This is a genomic window from Nocardioides xinjiangensis (assembly GCF_017916385.1).
Taxonomy (GTDB): domain Bacteria; phylum Actinomycetota; class Actinomycetes; order Propionibacteriales; family Nocardioidaceae; genus Nocardioides; species Nocardioides xinjiangensis.
In genome coordinates this window covers 3,000,139-3,019,617 of record NZ_JAFMSW010000001.1, presented here as the reverse complement: position 1 = coordinate 3,019,617, position 19,479 = coordinate 3,000,139, and the positions used below count along the sequence as shown (strand labels likewise).

The 19,479-nt window shown below is 72.0% G+C and carries 20 protein-coding genes and 1 tRNA gene; 2 read left to right on the top strand and 19 right to left on the bottom strand.

Features of this window, described 5'->3' with window-relative positions:
- Positions 1–7: 7 nt before the first annotated feature.
- The 19 genes from J3P32_RS14270 to argS all read right to left on the bottom strand — a co-directional run bounded on the left by J3P32_RS14270 (position 8) and on the right by argS (position 18,722).
- Complete coding sequence (locus J3P32_RS14270) at positions 8–940, bottom strand: F0F1 ATP synthase subunit gamma (RefSeq protein ID WP_210440444.1); 933 nt, start codon at positions 938–940, stop codon at positions 8–10.
- A 4-nt stretch (positions 941–944) separates the two neighbouring features.
- Positions 945–2,585: a F0F1 ATP synthase subunit alpha gene (gene atpA / locus J3P32_RS14265; RefSeq protein WP_210440443.1), complete on the bottom strand. Its 1,641-nt coding sequence runs from the start codon at positions 2,583–2,585 to the stop codon at positions 945–947.
- A 69-nt stretch (positions 2,586–2,654) separates the two neighbouring features.
- On the bottom strand, positions 2,655–3,449 hold the full coding sequence (locus tag J3P32_RS14260) for a F0F1 ATP synthase subunit delta (RefSeq protein WP_210440442.1): 795 nt from the start codon (positions 3,447–3,449) through the stop codon (positions 2,655–2,657).
- Positions 3,449–4,030: a F0F1 ATP synthase subunit B gene (locus tag J3P32_RS14255; protein WP_210440441.1), complete on the bottom strand. Its 582-nt coding sequence runs from the start codon at positions 4,028–4,030 to the stop codon at positions 3,449–3,451. Before J3P32_RS14255 ends, J3P32_RS14260 begins: the two co-directional genes overlap by 1 nt.
- A 34-nt stretch (positions 4,031–4,064) precedes the next feature.
- Complete coding sequence (atpE, locus tag J3P32_RS14250) at positions 4,065–4,268, bottom strand: ATP synthase F0 subunit C (protein WP_307807925.1); 204 nt, start codon at positions 4,266–4,268, stop codon at positions 4,065–4,067.
- A gap of 74 nt (positions 4,269–4,342) precedes the next feature.
- Entirely contained in the window at positions 4,343–5,140 is a 798-nt protein-coding gene (gene atpB / locus J3P32_RS14245) for a F0F1 ATP synthase subunit A (RefSeq protein ID WP_210440440.1), read from the bottom strand.
- 12 nt (positions 5,141–5,152) lie between these two features.
- Positions 5,153–5,377 (bottom strand): AtpZ/AtpI family protein, encoded by a 225-nt coding sequence (locus tag J3P32_RS14240; RefSeq protein ID WP_210440841.1) that lies wholly within the window; start codon positions 5,375–5,377, stop codon positions 5,153–5,155.
- A gap of 29 nt (positions 5,378–5,406) precedes the next feature.
- Positions 5,407–5,874, bottom strand: a complete 468-nt coding sequence (locus tag J3P32_RS14235) for a hypothetical protein (protein WP_210440439.1) — start codon at positions 5,872–5,874, stop codon at positions 5,407–5,409.
- Positions 5,875–5,954: 80 nt separating this feature from the next.
- Positions 5,955–7,175: an MraY family glycosyltransferase gene (locus tag J3P32_RS14230; protein WP_210440438.1), complete on the bottom strand. Its 1,221-nt coding sequence runs from the start codon at positions 7,173–7,175 to the stop codon at positions 5,955–5,957.
- Positions 7,176–7,180: 5 nt separating this feature from the next.
- Positions 7,181–7,846: an L-threonylcarbamoyladenylate synthase gene (locus J3P32_RS14225; protein ID WP_210440437.1), complete on the bottom strand. Its 666-nt coding sequence runs from the start codon at positions 7,844–7,846 to the stop codon at positions 7,181–7,183.
- Positions 7,843–8,694, bottom strand: a complete 852-nt coding sequence (prmC, locus tag J3P32_RS14220) for a peptide chain release factor N(5)-glutamine methyltransferase (RefSeq protein WP_210440436.1) — start codon at positions 8,692–8,694, stop codon at positions 7,843–7,845. The genes J3P32_RS14225 and prmC overlap by 4 nt, the downstream gene beginning before the upstream one ends.
- Before the next feature lies 1 nt (position 8,695).
- Entirely contained in the window at positions 8,696–9,781 is a 1,086-nt protein-coding gene (gene prfA, locus J3P32_RS14215) for a peptide chain release factor 1 (RefSeq protein WP_210440435.1), read from the bottom strand.
- Positions 9,782–9,887: 106 nt separating this feature from the next.
- The gene (gene rpmE / locus J3P32_RS14210) at positions 9,888–10,112 is read right to left on the bottom strand and encodes a 50S ribosomal protein L31 (protein WP_210440434.1); all 225 of its coding nucleotides are present in this window, start codon (positions 10,110–10,112) and stop codon (positions 9,888–9,890) included.
- A gap of 141 nt (positions 10,113–10,253) precedes the next feature.
- On the bottom strand, positions 10,254–12,215 hold the full coding sequence (gene rho / locus J3P32_RS14205; protein WP_210440433.1) for a transcription termination factor Rho: 1,962 nt from the start codon (positions 12,213–12,215) through the stop codon (positions 10,254–10,256).
- Positions 12,216–12,347: 132 nt separating this feature from the next.
- Positions 12,348–13,247 carry a homoserine kinase gene (gene thrB, locus J3P32_RS14200; RefSeq protein WP_210440432.1) on the bottom strand — a complete coding sequence of 300 codons (900 nt, stop codon included), beginning with the start codon at positions 13,245–13,247 and terminating at the stop codon, positions 12,348–12,350.
- Between the two features lie 5 nt (positions 13,248–13,252).
- Positions 13,253–14,317, bottom strand: a complete 1,065-nt coding sequence (gene thrC, locus J3P32_RS14195) for a threonine synthase (protein WP_210440431.1) — start codon at positions 14,315–14,317, stop codon at positions 13,253–13,255.
- Entirely contained in the window at positions 14,314–15,630 is a 1,317-nt protein-coding gene (locus J3P32_RS14190) for a homoserine dehydrogenase (RefSeq protein WP_210440430.1), read from the bottom strand. The genes thrC and J3P32_RS14190 overlap by 4 nt, the downstream gene beginning before the upstream one ends.
- Entirely contained in the window at positions 15,627–17,045 is a 1,419-nt protein-coding gene (gene lysA, locus J3P32_RS14185) for a diaminopimelate decarboxylase (RefSeq protein WP_374222522.1), read from the bottom strand. Before lysA ends, J3P32_RS14190 begins: the two co-directional genes overlap by 4 nt.
- Before the next feature lie 6 nt (positions 17,046–17,051).
- Positions 17,052–18,722 carry an arginine--tRNA ligase gene (gene argS, locus J3P32_RS14180; protein WP_210440429.1) on the bottom strand — a complete coding sequence of 557 codons (1,671 nt, stop codon included), beginning with the start codon at positions 18,720–18,722 and terminating at the stop codon, positions 17,052–17,054.
- A 96-nt stretch (positions 18,723–18,818) separates the two neighbouring features.
- Between argS and J3P32_RS14175 the strand changes: the two genes are divergently transcribed.
- Both J3P32_RS14175 and J3P32_RS14170 read left to right on the top strand, forming a co-directional pair.
- Positions 18,819–19,316, top strand: coding sequence for a thioesterase family protein (locus J3P32_RS14175; protein ID WP_210440428.1), 498 nt, complete (start codon positions 18,819–18,821; stop codon positions 19,314–19,316).
- Positions 19,317–19,393: 77 nt separating this feature from the next.
- Positions 19,394–19,466: transfer RNA gene (locus tag J3P32_RS14170), tRNA-Arg, on the top strand.
- Positions 19,467–19,479 lie beyond the last annotated feature (13 nt).

The window sequence follows — 19,479 nt, the reverse complement described above, 5'->3', positions numbered from 1 at the left end:
CTCCGCTTCAGTCTTGACCGGCGTTCGCGTCGGCGAGGGCGTTGACGCCACCGACGATCTCGCTGATTTCCTGGGTGATGCCGGCCTGGCGGGCCTGGTTGGCGATTCGGGTGTACTTCTTGATGAGCTCGTCGGCGTTGTCGGTCGCCGACTTCATCGCCTTCTGACGGGCGGCCAGCTCGGAGGCGGCCGCCTGCAGCAGGGCGAAGAAGATCCGGCTCTGGACGTAGCGCGGGAGCAGGGAGTCCAGCACGTCGGACGGCGACGGCTCGAACTCGTAGAGCGGCAGCAGGTCGCCCTCGGCAGGCGCCTCGGTGCCCTCGACGACCTCCAGCGGGAGGAGGCGCACGGCGGTCGGCTCCTGGCTCAGCATCGAGCGGAACCGGGTGTAGACGACGTGCACCTCGTCGACGGGCCGGGCGTCGGAGCCCGACTCGTCACCGTCGGTGTCGGCGAGGAAGGCCGCGATCAGCGTGGCCCCGATCTCGGCCGCCACGTCGTAGGTGGGCTGGTCGGAGAAGCCCGTCCACGCCTGCACGACCTCGCGCTGGCGGAACTTGAAGTAGGCCTCGCCCTTGCGACCGCTGGTGTAGAGGTCGACGTCCTTGCCCTCGCCGCGGAGCTTCTCGACGAGGCGCTCGGCCTCCTTGATGACGCTCGAGGAGTAGGCGCCGGCCAGACCGCGGTCGGAGGTGACCACGAGCACCGCGGCCCGCTTGGGGTCCTCCGGCTCGGTGGTCAGCGCGTGGTCGACGTTCGAGAACGTCGCCACGGCCGACACCGCGCGGGTGAGCTCCCGGGCGTAGGGCGCGGCGGCCTGGGCCCGCTGCTGCGCCTTGATGATCCGCGAGGCAGCGATGAGCTCCATCGCACGCGTGATCTTCTTCATCGACTCCGTCGACTTGATCCGCGCGCGGTACTCGCGTACGGAGAGGGCCATCTCGTCAGCCCCGCTTCTGCTTGACGATCTGCTCCTGCTCGACGTCCTCGTCCTCGAGGGCGACGTGCTCCTCCTTGCCGGCCTTGATGCTCCGGCCGTCGGAAGTCTCGAACTGGTCGAGGAAGGAGTCGTAGGCGGAGCTCAGCTCGGCCTCGGCCGCGTCGTCGAACTTCAGCGTCTCGCGGATGCCGGCGAGGATGCCCTCGTGCGAGCGCCGGAGGTAGTCGAGGAACTCGCCCTCGAACCGCAGCACGTCGTCGGTGGGCACCTTGTCGAGGCGACCGGTCGTGCCGAGCCACAGCGAGGCGGTCATCTCCTCGACCGGGTACGGCGAGTACTGCGGCTGCTTGAGCAGCGCCATCAGGCGCTGGCCGCGGTCGAGCTGCTGGCGCGAGGCCGCGTCGAGGTCGGAGGCGAACATGGCGAACGCCTCCATCGCGCGGAACTGCGCCAGGTCGACCTTGAGCGAGCCGGTGACGGCCTTCATCGCCTTGGTCATCGCCGAGCCACCCACGCGCGAGACCGAGACACCCACGTCGATGGCGGGACGCTGGTTGGCCGCGAACAGGTCGGACTGCAGGAAGATCTGGCCGTCGGTGATCGAGATGACGTTGGTCGGGATGAACGCCGAGACGTCGTTGGCCTTGGTCTCGATCATCGGCAGGCCGGTCATCGAGCCCGCACCCAGCTCGTCGGAGAGCTTGGCGCAGCGCTCGAGCAGGCGGCTGTGCAGGTAGAACACGTCGCCCGGGTAGGCCTCGCGACCCGGCGGGCGGCGCAGCAGCAGCGACACCGCGCGGTAGGCCTCGGCCTGCTTGGTCAGGTCGTCGAAGACGATCAGGACGTGCTTGCCGTCGTACATCCAGTGCTGGCCGATGGCCGAGCCGGTGTAGGGGGCGAGGTACTTGAAGCCGGCCGAGTCCGAGGCGGGGGACGCCACGATGGTGGTGTACTCCAGAGCACCGGCCTCCTCGAGCGCGCCGCGCACGGAGGCGATGGTCGAGCCCTTCTGGCCGATGGCGACGTAGATGCAGCGGACCTGCTTGCTCGGGTCGCCGGACTCCCAGTTCTGCTTCTGGTTGATGATCGTGTCGATCGCGATCGTCGTCTTGCCGGTCGCGCGGTCACCGATGATGAGCTGGCGCTGGCCGCGGCCGATCGGGGTCATCGCGTCGATGGCCTTGATGCCGGTGGCGAGCGGCTCGTGCACCGACTTGCGCTGCACGACGGTCGGCGCCTGGAGCTCGAGGGCGCGACGGCCCGTGGTCTCGATGTCGCCGAGGCCGTCGATCGGCTGCCCGAGCGGGTCGACGACGCGGCCGAGGTAGCCCTCGCCCACGGGGACCGAGAGGATCTCACCGGTGCGGCGGACCGACTGGCCCTCCTCGATCTTGTCGAAGTCACCGAGGACCACGACGCCGATCTCGCGGGTGTCGAGGTTCAGGGCGATGCCCAGCGTGCCGTCCTCGAACTCGAGCAGCTCGTTGGCCATGACCGAGGGCAGGCCGCTCACGCGGGCGATGCCGTCGGCCGCCTCGGCAACGGTGCCGACCTCTTCCGTGGTCGCCGCGTCGGGCTTGTAGTCGGACACGAAGCGCTGGAGCGCGTCCCGGATCTCGTCCGGACGGATGGAAAGCTCCGTCATCTCATCTCACCTGTTCCTGGTCTGGTCTGCTCGAAAGTTCTGGTGGTGCGGGGGGCTGGGTGCCGCGGCTCAGCCGGCGAGCCGGCGTCGTGCCTCGTCGAGGCGGCTGGACACCGTGCCGTCGATGACGTCGTCCCCGATCTCGACGCGGATGCCGCCGAGGACCGCGGGGTCGACGACGACGTTGAGGTGGATCTCGCGCCCGTAGGTGCGCGCGAGGCCGTCGGCGAGACGCTGGCGGTCGCCGTCGGAGAGCGGCCGGGCGACGTGGACGGTGGCCACGCCCTCGCCGCGGACGTCGGCTGCCACCTTCTGGTAGTCGGCCAGGGCGACCCCGACCGTCCGGTAGCTGCCCGACAGCGACTGCTGCACGAGCACGACGGTGGCCGGGAGGACCTTGTCGCCCAGCAGGTCGGCCAGCAGCCGCGCCTTGTCGTCCCGGCTGCGGGCCGGGTCGGACAGGGCGTCGCGCAGCTGCGGGTTGGCCTGGACGACCTGCGCGAAGGCGAACAGCTCGTCCTCGAGACGACCGGCGTCGCCACCCGCGGAACGGGCGACCGAGACGACCCCGAGCCGCTCGAGGGCGTCGGGGAGGTCGCGGCCGGCGGTCCAGCGCTGGGCCACCGCGACGGTGACCACGGCCAGGGTGAGCTCGGAGACCTTGCCGGACAGCACCTCGCGGAGCAGCCCGGCCTTCGCCTCGCTCGGGACGGACGCGTCGGTGACGACGCGCCGCAGGGTGGGCTCGGCGCGGAGGAGGTCCGCCACACCGAACAGCTCCGGCCCGACGGCGCCGACGTCACCGGAGCCCGGGAGGGCACCGGCGGTGGCGGCGTACGCGTCGGCAGACGCTCCTCGCAACATCAGTTGACGCTCCCCGCGGACGTGCCGTTCTGCGCCTCCAGCTCGGAGAGGAAGCGGTCGACGACCCGGCTCTGGCGAGCCTCGTCCTCGAGGCTCTCGCCGACGATGCGCCCGGCGAGGCCGGTCGCGAGCGCGCCGACCTCGGCGCGGAGCGAGGTGACCGCCTGCTGGCGCTCGGCCTCGATCTGGGTCTTGCCGTGCTCGACGATGCGCTGGGACTCGGCCTGGGCCTGCTCCCGCATCTCGGCGATGATCGCCGCACCCTGCTCGCGTGCCTCCTCACGGATGCGCGCGGCCTCGTGCCGGGCGTCGGCGAGCTGCTTCTCCAGCTCGGCGAGCTTGGCGTCGGCCTCGGCCTGCTTCGACTCGGCCGCGGCGATGCCGCCCTCGATCGCCTGCGTGCGCTCGGCGAAGGTCTGCTCGAAGCGAGGAGCGACGAACTTCCAGATGAGGAAGAACAGCAGGCCGAAGACGACGAGCGACAGGGCGGCCTCGACCGGCACGAAGCCGAGCGGGTTCTCCGGGGCGTGGCCGCCCTCGGTGGGCTCGGTTCCTTCCGCGAGGAAGATCAGATTCTGCATGGCAGTCCTTCGTCAGTCGTGCAGGCGGGTCGTGTCAGAGGACGAACGCGAGCGCGATGCCGATGATGGCGAGCGCCTCGGCCAGGGCGAAGCCCAGGATGGCGATCGACTGGAGGCGGCCCTGGGCCTCGGGCTGACGGGCGACACCGGAGATGTAGGCGGCGAAGATCAGGCCGATACCGACACCGGGGCCGATCGCAGCGAGACCGTAACCGACCATGTTGAGGGAGCCTTCCACGGCTTTGTCCTTTCGGTTGTTTCTACTTGAGAGCTGGGTGGTGAACTGTGGGGCGAGCGGTCGTGCTCGAGCGCTCAGTGCTCGTCGGCGAGGGCGCCGGAGATGTACATCGCGTTGAGCAGGGTGAAGACGTAGGCCTGCAGGAACTGCACCAGGAGCTCGAGGAACGAGATCGCGATCGCGAGCACCCACGCCAGCGGGCCGGCGACGTAGCCGATGCCGCCGTACTCGATGAGGAACAGGCCGCCGGTCGAGAAGAGGATCAGCAGCAGGTGGCCGGCGAACATGTTGGCGAACAGACGCAGCGCCAGCGTGACCGGCCGCACGAGGATGTTGGAGAAGAACTCCAGCGGCACCAGGAGCGGGTACATCACCGGGCTGACGCCGGACGGCACGCTCTGCAGCTTGAGGTAGCCGAGGAAGCCGTGCTTCTTGATCCCCACGGCGTTGTAGATGACCCAGCTGAGCCCGGCCAGCGCGTAGGCCATGGACGCGCGCGAGAAGGTCGGGAACTGGATCCCCGGGATGGACGCGAACGCGTTGTTCACGAGGATGAAGAAGAAGAGGGTGACGAGGTACGGGACGAACCGGAGGAAGTCGTGGCTGCCGATGATGTCGCGCCCGACCGAGTTGCGGACCATGCCGTAGGCGCTCTCGCCGGCGAACTGGAGGCGGCCCGGCACGAGGGTGGCACGGCGGGCGGCGGCGTAGAAGAACACGAAGACGATGAGGGCACCGAGCAGCAGCTGCACCATCGGCTTCGTGACGGCGAGCCCACCGAGGTTGAACAGCGGCACAGCGTCGAAGTCGAAGCTGTTGGGCCCGGGAGCGACGAACTCGTCGCCGGACGCAGCCATCGTGATGCCGAACATCGAGTCAGTCTCCTACTGGCTTGACTTGTTGAACCGTGCGTACGTCATGTAGATCCCGAAGCCGGCACCGATGAGGATGCCGATCGCCACGAGGAAGCTCGTTCCGAGCCAACGGTCGAGGGCCCAGCCAGCCAGACCGTAGACGCCCACGCCCGACACGACGTAGCCGAAGGCGTGCCAGGGGTCGCCATTGGGGGTGTCGTCGGGTCCGGCCGTCGGGGGAAGCTGTCGAGCCATCGCGTGCCGCACACTAGCAGCGGGAGGAGTCATCGCTCACCCCCGGGGTGCTGCGCCGCACCGCCCGTGGGGACGCCGTCGTAGGACGGGATCCGCTGGCGCGTGGCGGCGACCAGCTGGCCCACCAGCCACAGCAGCGTGACGGCGATGACCCCGGCGGCGAACCACCCGCGCGACAGGGTCGTGGCGTCCCACCCGGCACGCTCGATGGCCGCCACGACGAGGGCCAGGGCGAGGAGCTGCAGGGCGTAGGTCATGAGTGCCACGAGCAACGAGGCCGACGGCATCACGCGCGCCACGAGGCCGACGACGAGGATGCCGAGCGCGAAGACGACGAGGGTCAGCACCCCTCCGGCTGCCGCCCCCACGACGCCCGCCCTGCCGTCGGCGACGGCCGCGACGAGCGCCAGGACGACCACGGCGAGGCCTCCGGCGGCCACGGCACCGAGGAGCGGCGACATCCCGGTCGGGAAGTCTGGCGTCGACTCGGTCGTCATGGCGGCGGCCTGTCTGTCGGAGGTCGTGTTCGTCTGCTCGTGAAAACTATCACAAAGTCCTGCGCGGCTCGAAATCGCGGTCAGGGGACGGCCGTCCCCGCGGGTGCGTCGCCCGCCGGGCCCGGCGGGTCGCCGTCGACACGGCCCTCGACCGCCGCGTTCTCCGGGAGGCCGGTGTCGCCGAGCCCGGTCTTGCGCGGCCGGTTCACCCTCGGCAGCACGAAGGTCATCGCCACCGTCACCGCCAGCATCGTGCCCAGGCTCCACCACACCCACGGCTCCGTGTTGAGGCTCACCAGCACCGCGCCGGTGGCGATGGTGAAGGCCCACAGCCACATGATCACCACGGCCCGGCGCTGGGAGTGGCCGATCTCGAGGAGGCGGTGGTGCAGGTGCTGCTTGTCCGCGCTCATCGGCGAGCGTCCCGCGCGCGTCCGGCGCACGACCGCGAGCACGAGGTCGACCATCGGGACCATCAGCAAGGAGATGGGCAGCAGCACCGGCAGCACGGTCACGAAGAGGCCGTTGCCGCCGCTCGACACGTCGGCCACCGGGAACTGCCCCGACATGGTGAGCACGCTCGCCGACAGCACCAGGCCGATCAGCATGGACCCGGAGTCGCCCATGAACAGGCGGGCCGGGTGGAAGTTGTGGGGCAGGAAGCCGGCGCACGCACCGGCGAGCGCGGCGCTCAGCAGGGCGCCGGTGGTGGCGAGCGTGAGGTTGTTCTGCGCGGTGAGGACGTAGCAGTAGAGGAAGAACGCCGCCGCTCCGATGCCGACGACGCCCGCCGCGAGGCCGTCGAGCCCGTCGACGAAGTTCACCGCGTTCATCGTGCCGATCACGAGGAAGAGCGTGAGCAGCGCGGCCTGGGAGCTGTCGATGGAGAACAGCTCGCCGTCCGTGTTCGGGAACCACCAGAACTTCACGCCCTGCACGACCAGGAAGCCCGCGACCAGCACCTGCCCGCCCAGCTTGGTCAGCGCGTCGAGCTCGAAGATGTCGTCGATCACGCCCACCGCGCAGATGAGCGCGCCGGCGATGATCACCGTGCGGGCGTCGTCGAAGACGAAGCCCTCGCTGCGCAGCCCCAGGAACGGCAGCTCGCGCGCCACCAGGTACGCCGCGCCGATGCCGCCGAGCATCGCCAGGCCGCCGAGGTAGGGGATCGGCTCGGCGTGGACGTCGCGGTCGCGCACCTGGGCCACGGCTCCGGTGCGCAACGCGATCTCGCGGGCGACGACCGTGAGGAGGTAGGTCACCGAGAGGGCGACGAGGAAGACGAGGAGGTACTCCCGCACGGGCCCTAGCCCTGGTCCTCGAGCACCACGCCGTGCTCCTCGAGCGCCGCGTTGAGCGTGTCGAGGGAGAGGGCGCCGAGCCGCAGGACCCGGCCGCCGGGAACGGTCGCGTCGACGATGGTCGAGGCCTCCCCTCCCGGAGAGGTGCCGCCGTCGACGATCACTGCGACGGCGTCGCCGAGCATCTCCTCGGCCTGGTCCGCGTCGGTCGCGGCGGGGCGACCGGTGAGGTTGGCCGAGCTGACCGCGAGGGGTCCGGTCCGCTCGAGGACGGCGAGCGCCACCTCGTGGTCCGGCATCCGGACCGCGACGGTGCCGCGCGTCTCCCCGAGGTCCCACATGAGCGAGGCCTGCTGGCGGCACACGAGCGTGAGCGGACCGGGCCAGAACCGCTCGACGAGCGTGCGGGCCCAGGTCGGCACGCCCTCGGCGAGCGCGTCGAGGGTCGTCGGGGCCGAGACGAGCACCGGCGGCGGCATGTCGCGGCCGCGTCCCTTGGCGTCCAGCAGCCGTCGCACGGCGTCGTGGGAGAAGGCGTCGGCCGCGATCCCGTAGACGGTGTCGGTGGGGATGACCACCAGCTCCCCCCGTCGCACGGCACCCGCGGCGGCGGTCACCGCCGCCTCGCGCCCCTCCTCGGTCGAGGTCTCCAGCCTGTCCACGTCGCTCATCGTGCCAGTCGCGCGGTCAGGTAGCGCGGGCGACCCGCGAGGTCGCGGTGGTCGGCCACGTCCACCCAGCGACCCGACCCGGCGAACACGGCGGGAGCCGACCCGCCCTGGACGTCGGCGTGCTCCGCCCCAACCACTCCCCCGGGCCGCAGCAGCTGCGCTGCACGACGTTCGAGCACGCGGATGGCGTCGAGGCCGTCCTGGCCCGAGAACAGCGCGAGGTGCGGGTCGTGGTCACGCGCCTCGGCGGCCACCGACTCCCACGCCTCGAGCGGGATGTAGGGCGGGTTGCACACGACGACGTCGACGGTGCCGAGCAGGTCGTCGAAGGCAGCGGCCATGTCGCCCTGGCGCAGATCGACGCCGGTGCCGGACAGGTTGCGCTGCGCCCACGCCAGCGCCGCCTCGTCGAGCTCGACGGCGTGCACGTCGGCGTGCGGCACCTCGTCGGCCACCGCGCGCGCGATGGCGCCGGAGCCGGTGCACAGGTCGACGACGCGACACGTGCTGTTCTCGTGCTCGGCCGTCCGGGCGGCCTCGATCGCCCACCCGGCGAGCAGCTCGGTCTCCGGCCGCGGGACGAACACGCCCGGGCCGACGGCGAGCTCGACGTGCCGGAAAGCGGCGGTGCCGGTCAGGTGCTGGAGGGGCTCCCGGGCGGCGCGGCGCGCGACGAGCGCGTCGTAGCGCTCCGCCTCGACCGAGGACACCTCGTCGACGAGCGCCAGCCGGCCGAGCGGCACGTCGACCACGTGTGCGAGCAGCAGGTCGGCGTCGCGCTCCGGCGAGGCGACCCCCGCCTCACGCAGCCGTGCCGCACCGTGCCGCCGCGCCTCCCCGGCACGCACGTCAGCCTCCCGAGCCGGGCTCGAGGGCCGCCAGCCGGGCGGCCATGTCGGCCTCCACGCACGAGTCGAGCACCGGCTGGAGGTCGCCGTCGAGCACCTGGTCGAGGTTGTAGGCCTTGTAGCCGGTGCGGTGGTCGGAGATGCGGTTCTCCGGGAAGTTGTAGGTCCGGATCCGCTCGGATCGGTCCACCGTGCGCACCTGCGACCGGCGCGCCTCGCTCGCCTCGGCGTCGGCGGCGTCCTGCGCGGCCTGGAGCAGCCGGGCGCGCAGGATGCGCATCGCCTGCTCCTTGTTCTGCAGCTGGCTCTTCTCGTTCTGGCAGCTCACCACGATGCCGGTCGGCAGGTGGGTGATCCGCACCGCCGAGTCGGTCGTGTTCACGCTCTGGCCGCCGGGGCCGCTGGAGCGGAAGACGTCGATGCGCAGGTCGTTGTCGTCGACGTTCACGTCGACCTGCTCGGCCTCCGGCATCACCAGCACGCCGGCCGCCGAGGTGTGGACACGGCCCTGCGACTCCGTGACGGGCACCCGCTGCACCCGGTGCACGCCGCCCTCGAACTTGAGCAGGGCGTACGGCGCCTGGCCGGGCTCGACCGTTCCGCGGGCCTTGACGGCGGCCGTCACCGACTTGAAGCCGCCGAGGTCGGACTCGGTGGCGTCGAGCAGCTCCACCGCCCAGCCGCGGGCCTCGGCGTAGCGGGAGTACATCCGGAGCAGGTCTCCGGCGAAGAGGGCCGACTCCTCGCCCCCCTCCCCCGACTTGATCTCCAGCAGGGCGTCCTTGCCGTCGGTCGGGTCGCGCGGCACCAGCAGCCTCCGCAGCCGCTCCTCGGCGACCGCACGCCGGGCGGCGAGGTCCTCGGCCTCCTGCGCGAACACCGGGTCGTCGGCGGCGAGCTCGCGGGCCGCCTCGGCGTCGTCCCCCAGCTGGAGCCAGTGCTGCCACGTCGTGACGACGGCGGTCAGCTCGGCGTAGCGCTGGTTGAGCTGCTTGGCCAGGCGCTGGTCGGCATGGGTCTCGGGGAGCGCGAGGCGCCGCTCGAGCTCGGCATGCTCCTCCCGCATGCCCTCGACCGCCTCGAACATGTGCTCCTCCTCAGACCCGACCCGTGCAGACGACCAGACAGACGACCAGAAAGACGACAAGGCGCCGGCCACCCGCGAGTGCGGACGACCGGCGCCGATGCCTGCGCTACTTCTTCGCGGCCGGGGCCTTCTTGGCGTAGCGGGCCTCGAAGCGGGCGACGCGGCCGCCGGTGTCGAGGATCTTCTGCTTGCCGGTGTAGAACGGGTGGCACTGCGAGCAGACGTCGGCGTGGATCGTGCCGGAGGTCGCGGTGCTGCGGGTGGTGAACGACGCGCCACAGGTGCAGGTCACCTGGGTCTCGACGTAGTCGGGGTGAGTGTCCTTCTTCATGGTTGTCCTCTCGAGTTTGCTCCGGGTCGCCCGCGTGGATCGCGTAGTGACGTGAACCGGAACCGGCGCACAAGTGTGCCACCGGTCCGAACACCGACGCCAATCCGGGCATTCCCGACCGGACCGGCGCCGGCCGGGCCGTCAGCGCGGGCCGAGCACCTTCGCGACCGCCTGCTGCGAGTCGGCGGCCGCGAGCTGCCTGCGGACGTCGGCGACGACCGCTCCCTCCGCGGGGGCGAGGAGCTTCTCCTCGTGGCGGGTGCCGGAGGCCGTGACGTCGACCGCGGGCCTGATGCCCTTGGCGGCGCGCTCGGTGCTCAGCACGAGCTCGAGGTTCGCCGTGCCCGCGAGCTCCTCGAGGAAGAACTCGTCGGTGGCCGACCCGGTGCCCACCGCGACCGTGGCCAGGATCGTCAGCGAGCCGCCGTCCTCGATCGTGCGGGCCGCTCCGAAGAACTCCTTCGTCGGGTGGACCGCCGAGGCGTCCACCAGCCCGGCGAGCACGCGACCGTTGGCCGGCGCGGCGAGGTTGTACGCGCGGCCGAGCCGGGTGAGCGAGTCGAGCAGCACGACGACGTCGTGGCCCAGCTCGACCAGCCGCTTGGCGCGCTCGACGGCGAGCTCGGCGACCAGGGTGTGGTCCGCCGGCGGACGGTCGAAGGTCGAGGCCACGACTTCTCCCTTCACCGCGCGCTGGAAGTCGGTGACCTCCTCGGGACGGGTGTCCACGAGGACGACCATCACGTGGCACTCGGGGTTGTTGGTCGTCACCGACTGCGCGATCGACTGCAGCAGCGAGGTCACGCCGGTGCGCGGCGGCGCGAGGACCAGGCCGCGCTGGCCCTTGCCGACCGGGGCCGCGACGTCGATGACCCGGCCGGTCAGGTCCGTGCCCTCGGTCGCCAGGCGCAGCCGCTGGTGCGGGTGCACCGGGACCGCGTCGGCGAACTCCGGACGCTCCTTGGCGCTGTCGGCCTCGGTCCCGTTGACGCTGTCGATGCGGACCATGGGGTTGAACTTCTCCCGACGCTCGCCCTCGCGCGGCTGGCGCACCTGCCCGACGACCGCGTCGCCGCGGCGCAGGTGGTACTTGCGCACCATCGACAGCGACAGGTAGACGTCCTCGGCGCCGGGCAGGTAGCCCGAGGTCCGGACGAACGCGCAGTTGTCGAGCACGTCCAGGATGCCCGCAGCGGGCACCAGCACGTCGTCCTCGAGGATCGTGGTGTCGGGCTCGTTGCGCGCACCCGGCCGAGCCGGGGTGCGGTCGCGGCCGCGCCGACGACGGTTGCGGCGGCTGCCGCCCTCGCCGTCCTCGTCGTCGTCGACCTGCTGGGACTGCCGGTCCTGCTGGCGGTCTTGCCGGTCCTGCCGGTCCTGGCGGTCCTGACGGTCCTGACGGTCCTGGCGGTCCTGGCGGTCCTGCTGACCGTCCCGCTGCTTCTGCTGCTGGGCCGGCTTCTGCTCGCCCTTCTGCGAGGCGTCCTGCCGCTGGCCCTTCTGGCCCTTCTGGTCCTTCTGGTCCTTGGGGTCCTCCTGCCGGTCCCGCTTGGCCCCCCTGTCCTGGCCGTCGGACGGCTCCCCGGACGGGTCCTGCCGCTGGTCCTGCTGGTCCTGGGGCCGATCCTGCCGCTGGTCCTGTCGCTGGTCCTGGCGCTGGTCCTGCTCGGCCTGGCGCTGCTTGCGGGTGCGGGTCCGCACGGTGCTCCGCGCTGCCGGCTCCTCCGACGCCGCCGCGGCGCCCGCCTGCTCGGCGCGGGCCTGCTCGGCCCTCGGCTGCTCGGCCCGCGGCTGCTCGGCCTGCGGCTGCTCGGAGGAAGGCGGCTGCTCGATGCGCAGCTGCTCGGACGAAGGCTGTTCGGACGAAGGCTGCTCGGTCTGGGCCTGGCCGGACCGGGCGCCGCCGGACTGCGCCCTGATCGCCTCCACGAGCTGCGCCTTCTTCATCGAGCCGGCGCCGGCGATGCCGAGCCCCGCCGCCATCGACTTGAGGTCGGCGAGCAGCATCGAGCTGAGGCCGCCGCCCCTCGCCTTCTTCGCGGGCGCGGCCTGGGCCGTCTCGGGGACAGCGTTCTCCGCGGTTGCAGCGGGGGTCTCGGTCACGTGGGTCCTTCGCACGTCGCGTCGCCTGCGGGACCGGAGGAGCGGCCGCCGAGGCGGATGGTGGTCGCCCGTCCACACGGACCCGATGACTGCGGGGGTCCGGGACGGGCAGCTGCGCCGAGCGGCGCGCCGTCAGGTTAGCAGCACCGCGCCCGCGGGCTCGATCGCCAGGTCGTGGCACTGCCAGCCGTCGGGGCGGCGCGCGGTCAGCACCGAGGTGTCGGTCGAGCCGAAGGCGAGCACGGTGGGACCCGCACCGGAGACCACGGCGGGCACGCCGTCGGCCCGCAGGCGGCGTACGAGCGAGAGGGTCTCGGGCATCGCGGGCTCGCGCTGGTCCTGGTGCAGCCAGTCGCGCGTGGCCGGGAGCAGGTGCTCGGGGTGGCCGGTGAGGGCGGCGACGAGGAGGGCGGCGCGACCGGAGTTGGCGGCCGCGTCGGCGTGCGGCACGGTCGCGGGCAGCAGGCCCCGGGCGACCCTCGTCTCCACCCCCGTCGGCGGGACGAAGACGACGGCCGTGATGCGGGGGTCGACGCCGGCGCGGACGGCGTACCAGCGACCGTCCTCCCGGCCGGAGATCACGAAGCCGCCGTAGAACGCCGGGGCGACGTTGTCCGGGTGACCCTCCAGGTCGGCCGCGAGGTCGAAGAGCGCCTCGTCGGAGGCGAGGAGCTGGCCGCCGGCGACGAGCGCCCGGGCGAGCACCACGCCGCCGACGATCGCCGCGGACGACGAGCCGAGGCCCCGCGCGTGCGGGATCATGTTGCGGCACGACAGCCGCAGCCCGGGCGGCTGCTCCCCCATCAGCTCGAACGCGGCACGCATCGCCCTCACCACCAGGTGCGACTCGTCGCGCGGCACCCCGTCGGCCCCGGCGCCCTGGACCTCGACGGCGAGGCCGTGGGGGACGACCTCGGCCTGCAGCTCGTCGCGCAGCGAGAGAGCCAGGCCGAGGGAGTCGAAGCCGGGCCCGAGGTTGGCCGAGGTCGCCGGGACGGTGACGCGCACCGGCCCGTCCACGAAGGTGGTCATCGACCTCAGGCCAGTCCGGCGGCCGCCGCCGCGGTGTCCACGTCGGCGTCGACGACCGTGTCGACCATCTCGCCGCAGGACTCCAGCGCGGTGGCAGTGTCCTTGAGGCCGTGGCCGGTGACCGTGACCGCGACCGTCGTGCCGGCGAAGTCCCGGCCGGACGCCACCGCGGCCAGCAGCCCGGCGACACCGGCGGCCGAGGCCGGCTCGACGAAGACGCCGTCGTGGCGGGCCAGCTCGATCTGCGCGGACAGGATCTGCTCGTCGGACAGCGCCGCGAAGCCGCCTCCGCTCTCCTTGGCGGCCTGCTCGGCGAGGTGCCACGAGGCGGGGTTGCCCACGCGAATGGCGGTGGCCTTGGTCTCGGGGTCGGGGAACGGCTCGCCGGTCACGAGCGGGGCGGCACCCTCCGCCTGGAACCCCAGCATCGCCGGACGCCGGGTCGCGCGGCCGAGCTCGGCGTACTGCTGGTAGCCCAGCCAGTAGGCCGAGATGTTGCCCGCGTTGCCGACGGGGAGGAGGTGGTAGTCCGGCGCGTCGCCGAGGAAGTCGACGACCTCGAACGACGCCGTCTTCTGGCCCTGTAGCCGCACCGGGTTGACCGAGTTGACCAGCTCGACGGGGTAGTTCTGCGACAGCCCGATGGCGATGGCGAGGCAGTCGTCGAAGTTGCCGCGCACCATGATGACCTGCGCGCCGTGCACGACCGCCTGGGCGAGCTTGCCCGCGGCGATCTTGCCCTCCGGGACGAGCACGAGCGGCTTGAGCCCCGCCTTGGCGGCGTAGGCAGCCATCGAGGCCGACGTGTTGCCGGTCGAGGCGCACACGACCGCCTCGGCGCCGAGGTGCCGGGCGTGCGAGATCGCGGCCGTCATGCCGCGGTCCTTGAAGGAGCCCGTCGGGTTGTCCCCCTCGACCTTGAGCCACACCTGCCCACCCGTGAGGCCCGAGAGCCACTCGGAGTGGACGAGCGGCGTGCCGCCCTCGCGGAGGGTCACCGCGTGCAGGCCGTCGGGCAGGTCGAGGAGGTCGCGGTACTCCTCGATGACGCCTCGCCACTGGTGGCTCATTCGTCGCCTCCCTCGACCCGCATCACCGAGGTGACCTCGCGGACGATGTCCATGCTGCGCAGCTGGTCGACCGTCGCGCTGAGCGCCGCGTCGGGCGCGGCGTGCGAGACCACGACGAGCTGGGCGTCGGCGCCGCGGCCCTCCTGGCGCACGGTCTGGATCGAGACGTCGTGGTCGGCGAACGCGTTGGCCACGGCGGCGAGCACGCCCGCGCGGTCGTCGACGTCGATCGCGACGTGGTAGCGGGTGCGGGTCTCGCCCATCGGCTGCACGGCCCGGTCGGCGTACGCGGACTCGCCCGCGCCGCGGGTGCCGGCCAGGCGGTTGCGCGCGACCGTGACGAGGTCGCCCAGCACCGCGCTCGCGGTGGGCGCACCGCCGGCTCCCGGCCCGTAGAACATCAGCTGGCCGGCGGCCTCGGACTCCACGAACACCGCGTTGTAGGCCTCGCGCACGCTGGCGAGCGGGTGCGTCCGCGGGATCATCGCCGGGTGCACGCGGGCCGCCACGTGGTCGCCGCGCAGCTCGCAGATCGCGAGCAGCTTGACCACCGCGCCCATGTCGCGGGCGCTGGCGACGTCGGCTGCCGTGACCTCCGAGATGCCCTCGCGGTAGACGTCGGCAGCGGTGACGCGCGAGTGGAAGGCGAGGCTGGCCAGGATCGCCGCCTTGGCCGCGGCGTCGAAGCCCTCGACGTCGGCGGTGGGGTCGGCCTCGGCGTAGCCGAGCTCCTGCGCCTCCTCGAGCGCCTCGGAGAAGCCCGCGCCGGAGCTGTCCATCTTGTCGAGGATGAAGTTGGTGGTGCCGTTGACAATGCCGAGGACGCGGGTCACCTTGTCGCCCGCGAGCGACTCGCGCAGCGGACGCAGGATCGGGATGGCACCGGCGACGGCGGCCTCGTAGTAGAGGTCGCGCTCGGCCTTGGCGGCGGCCTCGAAGAGCGTCGGGCCGTCCTCCGCGAGCAGCGCCTTGTTGGCGGTGACGACGCTCGCGCCGTTGTCGAGCGCGGCCAGGATGAGCGACCGGGCGGGCTCGATGCCGCCGATCACCTCCACGACCAGGTCGACGTCGTCGCGCGCCACCAGGCCCGAGGCGTCGGTGGTGAGCAGCCCCTCGGGGACCTCGACGTCGCGCGGCGCGTCGAGGCGGCGCACGGCGACCCCGACGAGCTCCACCGGGGCGCCCACGCGGGCCGCGAGGTCGTCGCTCTGCTCGCTCAGCAGCCGGACGACCTGCGAGCCGACCGCGCCGCAGCCGAGCACGGCCACCCTGAGCACGTCGCCACGGGAGGCGCGCACCTCACCCTCACTCATGAAACACCCACATCGGTCGCGAACAGGTCCGCCTCAGTCTCCCGTCGCAGGACGGTGAACGTCGTCCCGTCCCGAACTCCGATCACCGGAGGACGCAGCGCGTGGTTGTAGTTGGACGCCATCGACCTGCAGTAGGCCCCCGTCCCGGGCACCGCGACGAGGTCGCCGGGGCGGACGTCGCCGGGCAGGAACTCGTCCTTCACGACGATGTCGCCGGCCTCGCAGTGCTTGCCGACCACCCGGGCGAGCACCGGGTCGGAGCCCGACGCCCGGGAGGCCAGCGTGGCGGAGTAGTCGGCGTCGTAGAGGGCGGTGCGGATGTTGTCGCTCATCCCGCCGTCCACCGACACGTACGACCGGCGCAGGCCACCGTCGAGGGCGACCTCCTTGACCGTGCCCACCTCGTAGACCGTGCACATCGACGGACCGACGATCGCCCGGCCCGGCTCGATCGAAAGCCTCGGCCGGGCGATGCCGAGCGCGCGGCACTCGTGCTCGACGATGCCGGTGATCCCGGCCGCCAGCTCGACGGGCTCGGACGGGTCGTCCTGCGTGGTGTAGGCGATGCCGAAGCCGCCCCCGAGGTCCATCTCCGGCATCTCGACACCGAGCTCCTCACCCACCTGCGCGTGCAGTGCCAGCACCCGGCGGGCGGCGACCTCGAACCCCGAGGTGTCGAAGATCTGGCTGCCGATGTGGGAGTGCAGGCCGAGCAACCGGAGGCCCGGCGCCGCGTGCACCCGGCGCACGGCCTCGAGGGCGTCGCCGCCGGCGATGGAGAAGCCGAACTTCTGGTCCTCGTGCGCGGTGGCGATGTACTCGTGGGTGTGCGCCTCGACGCCGGCGGTGACGCGCACCATCACCCCCACCGTCCGGCCGAGCCGGGCGCAGGTCTCGGCCAGCCGCTCGATCTCCACGAAGGAGTCGACGATGATCCGCCCGACCCCGAGGGCGACCGCTCGCTCGAGCTCGCCACGGGTCTTGTTGTTGCCGTGGAAGCCGACCCGCTCCATCGGGAACCCGGCCCGCTCCGCGACGGCCAGCTCGCCGCCCGAGCACACGTCGAGGGCCAGCCCCTCCTCGTCGAGCCACCGCACGACGGTGGTGCAGATGAACGCCTTGCCGGCGTAGAACACCTCGTAGCCCGCGAAGGCGTCGCGGAAGGCGCGGGCCCGCGCCCGGAAGTCGTCCTCGTCGAGGACGTACGCCGGCGAGCCGTGCTCGCGGACCAGCTCGGGCAGCGGCACCCCGCCGACGCTGAGCACGCCGTCGGTCTTGGTGGTCGTGCGCGACCAGAGGTGCTCGACGAGCGCGTCGGGGTCAGCCGGCTCGCGCAGCCAGTGCGGTCCGCCGGGGCGGGTCGAGCGCAGGGCGCCGTCCGCGTGCGCCCAGCCGGAGGGATGGGCTGTCGGCACGCCCGATCACATCCTCTCGGGGGCGGAGACGCCGAGCAGCCGCAGCCCGTTGGCGACGACGGTGCGGGTCGCGTGGACCAGGACGAGTCGTGCCTCGTTGGTCGGCGTGACGGGCTCGTCGCCCATCGGCAGCATGCGGCACTCCTTGGTGTCGTACCACTTGTTGAACACCGAGGCGGTGTCCTCGAGGTAGCGCGCCACCCGGTGGGGGGCACGCAGCTCGGCGGCCGCGCTCACCACCCTGGGGAACTCCGCCAGCGCCCGGAGCAGCTGGCCGTCGAGCTCGTGCGCCAGGAGCGTCGGGTCGAACGAGTCGCCGGGAAGGGACATCCCGAGGTCGGCGGCGTTCTCGATCATCCGGCAGGTCCGCGCGTGCGCGTACTGGACGTAGTAGACCGGGTTGTCGTTGTGGGCCCGGGCCCACAGGTCGAGGTCGAGGTCGATGTTGGTGTCGTTGGTGTAGCGCGCGAGGGCGTACCGCGCCGCGTCGACGCCGATGGCGTCCACCAGGTCGTTGATCGTCACGGTGGTGCCGGCGCGCTTGGACATGCGCAGCGGCTTGCCGTCGCGCAGCAGGTTGACCATCTGACCGATGAGGATCTCCAGGTCCTTGCCCGGCTCGTCGCCGAAGGCGGCACACATGGCGTTCATCCGACCGACGTAGCCGTGGTGGTCGGCGCCGAGCATGATGAAGCAGCGGTCGAACCCCCGCTCCTTCTTGTCCAGGTAGTAGGCGAGGTCCCCGGAGATGTAGGCGGGCGAGCCGTTGGAGCGCACGATGACGCGGTCCTTGTCGTCGCCGTACTTCTCGGTCCTCAGCCACAGCGCGCCGTCGGCCTCGTAGGTGTTGCCCATCTCCGTGAGCCGCGCGATGGCGCGCTCGACGGCGCCGGACTCGTGCAGGTTGTTCTCGTGGAAGTAGACGTCGAAGTCCACTCCGAAGTCGTGGAGCGACTGCTTGATCTCGGCGAACATCAGCTCGACGCCCTCGGCGCGGAAGATCTCCTGCGCCTCGTCCTCAGGCAGCTCGAGGACCTCGGGCCGCTTCGCCACGACGTCCTTGGCGATCTCCTCGATGTAGGCCCCCCCGTAGCCGTCCTCGGGCACGGGCCGTCCCTTGGCCCAGGCCAGCAGGGAGGAGCTGAACCGGTCGAGCTGGGCACCGTGGTCGTTGAAGTAGTACTCCCGGGTCACCTCGGCGCCGGAGAAGGCGAAGACCCGGCCCAGCGCGTCGCCCACGGCGGCCCAGCGGACCGCGCCGATGTGCAGGGGGCCCGTGGGGTTGGCCGAGACGAACTCGAGGTTGATCTTCTCGCCCGCGAACGCGTCGGAGGACCCGTACGTCTGCCCCGCGGCGACGACGTCGGCCGCGACCTGCCCCTGGGCGCCGGCCTCGACCGTGACGTTGAGGAAGCCGGGACCCGCCACCTCGACGTCGCCGATGCCCGCGGAGGCGCGCAGCCGGCCGGCGACGAGGTCGGCGAAGGCCCGAGGGTTGGTGCCGGCCTTCTTGGCCAGCTGCAGGGCGACGTTGGTGGCGTAGTCGCCGTGCCCCTTCTGCCGGGGTCGCTCCACCGTGACCTGGGTCGGCACGCCGTCGGGCAGCGTGATCGCACCGTCGGCCACGAGGGCCTCCAGCGCGTCGACGATGGTCTCGGAGAGCTGCGAGGGATTCACCGGACAAGCCTATCGGCGGCCCCCGGCTTGGACCGAACCGGTTTCACGCCGTGGCCCCCCGGTCGGCGCCCGGGTCCTGCCCTAGGGTTCTGCGCTGTGACGACGCACCCGACCTACGACCAGCTGAGCGGCCTCCCCGCCTACGTCGAGCAGCCCGTGCCGATGCCCTTCGAGGACATCAACGGCCACCTCAACGTCCGCCACTACATCGGCATCGCCAGCGAGGGCCTCGACGAGTCCCTCGTCGAGGTCGGGATCCCCCAGATGTGGCCGCTGACGCACGGCCAGGCGTGCTTCACCGCCGAGCACCACGTCACCTATCTCAGCGAGCTGCGCACCGGCGACCAGATGTCCGCCCGGGTGCGCCTGCTCGGCCGCTCCGAGCGCGCCGCGCACGTGCTGGTCTACCTGCTCGACGAGACCCACCGGAAGGTCGCCTGCGTGGTGGAGGAGATCTTCTTGCACATCGACCTGGAGACCCGGCGTACGGCGCCGTGGCCCGAGGACGTCGCCGCCGCGCTCGACGCCCGCGTCGCCGAGCACGAGGGCCTGCCCTTCCCCGCCGTGACCTCCGGCTCCCTCGCCCTCCGCTAGGCGGTTTCACGACCGCGTCGCACGACCGGTAGTCTTCACCGCGCACCCACCCCGGAGCTCCTCCGGGAGAGGTGCAGGCCTCCGTAGCTCAGGGGATAGAGCACTGGTTTCCGGTACCAGGTGCCGCAGGTTCGAATCCTGCCGGAGGCGCCCGCTGCCGTCG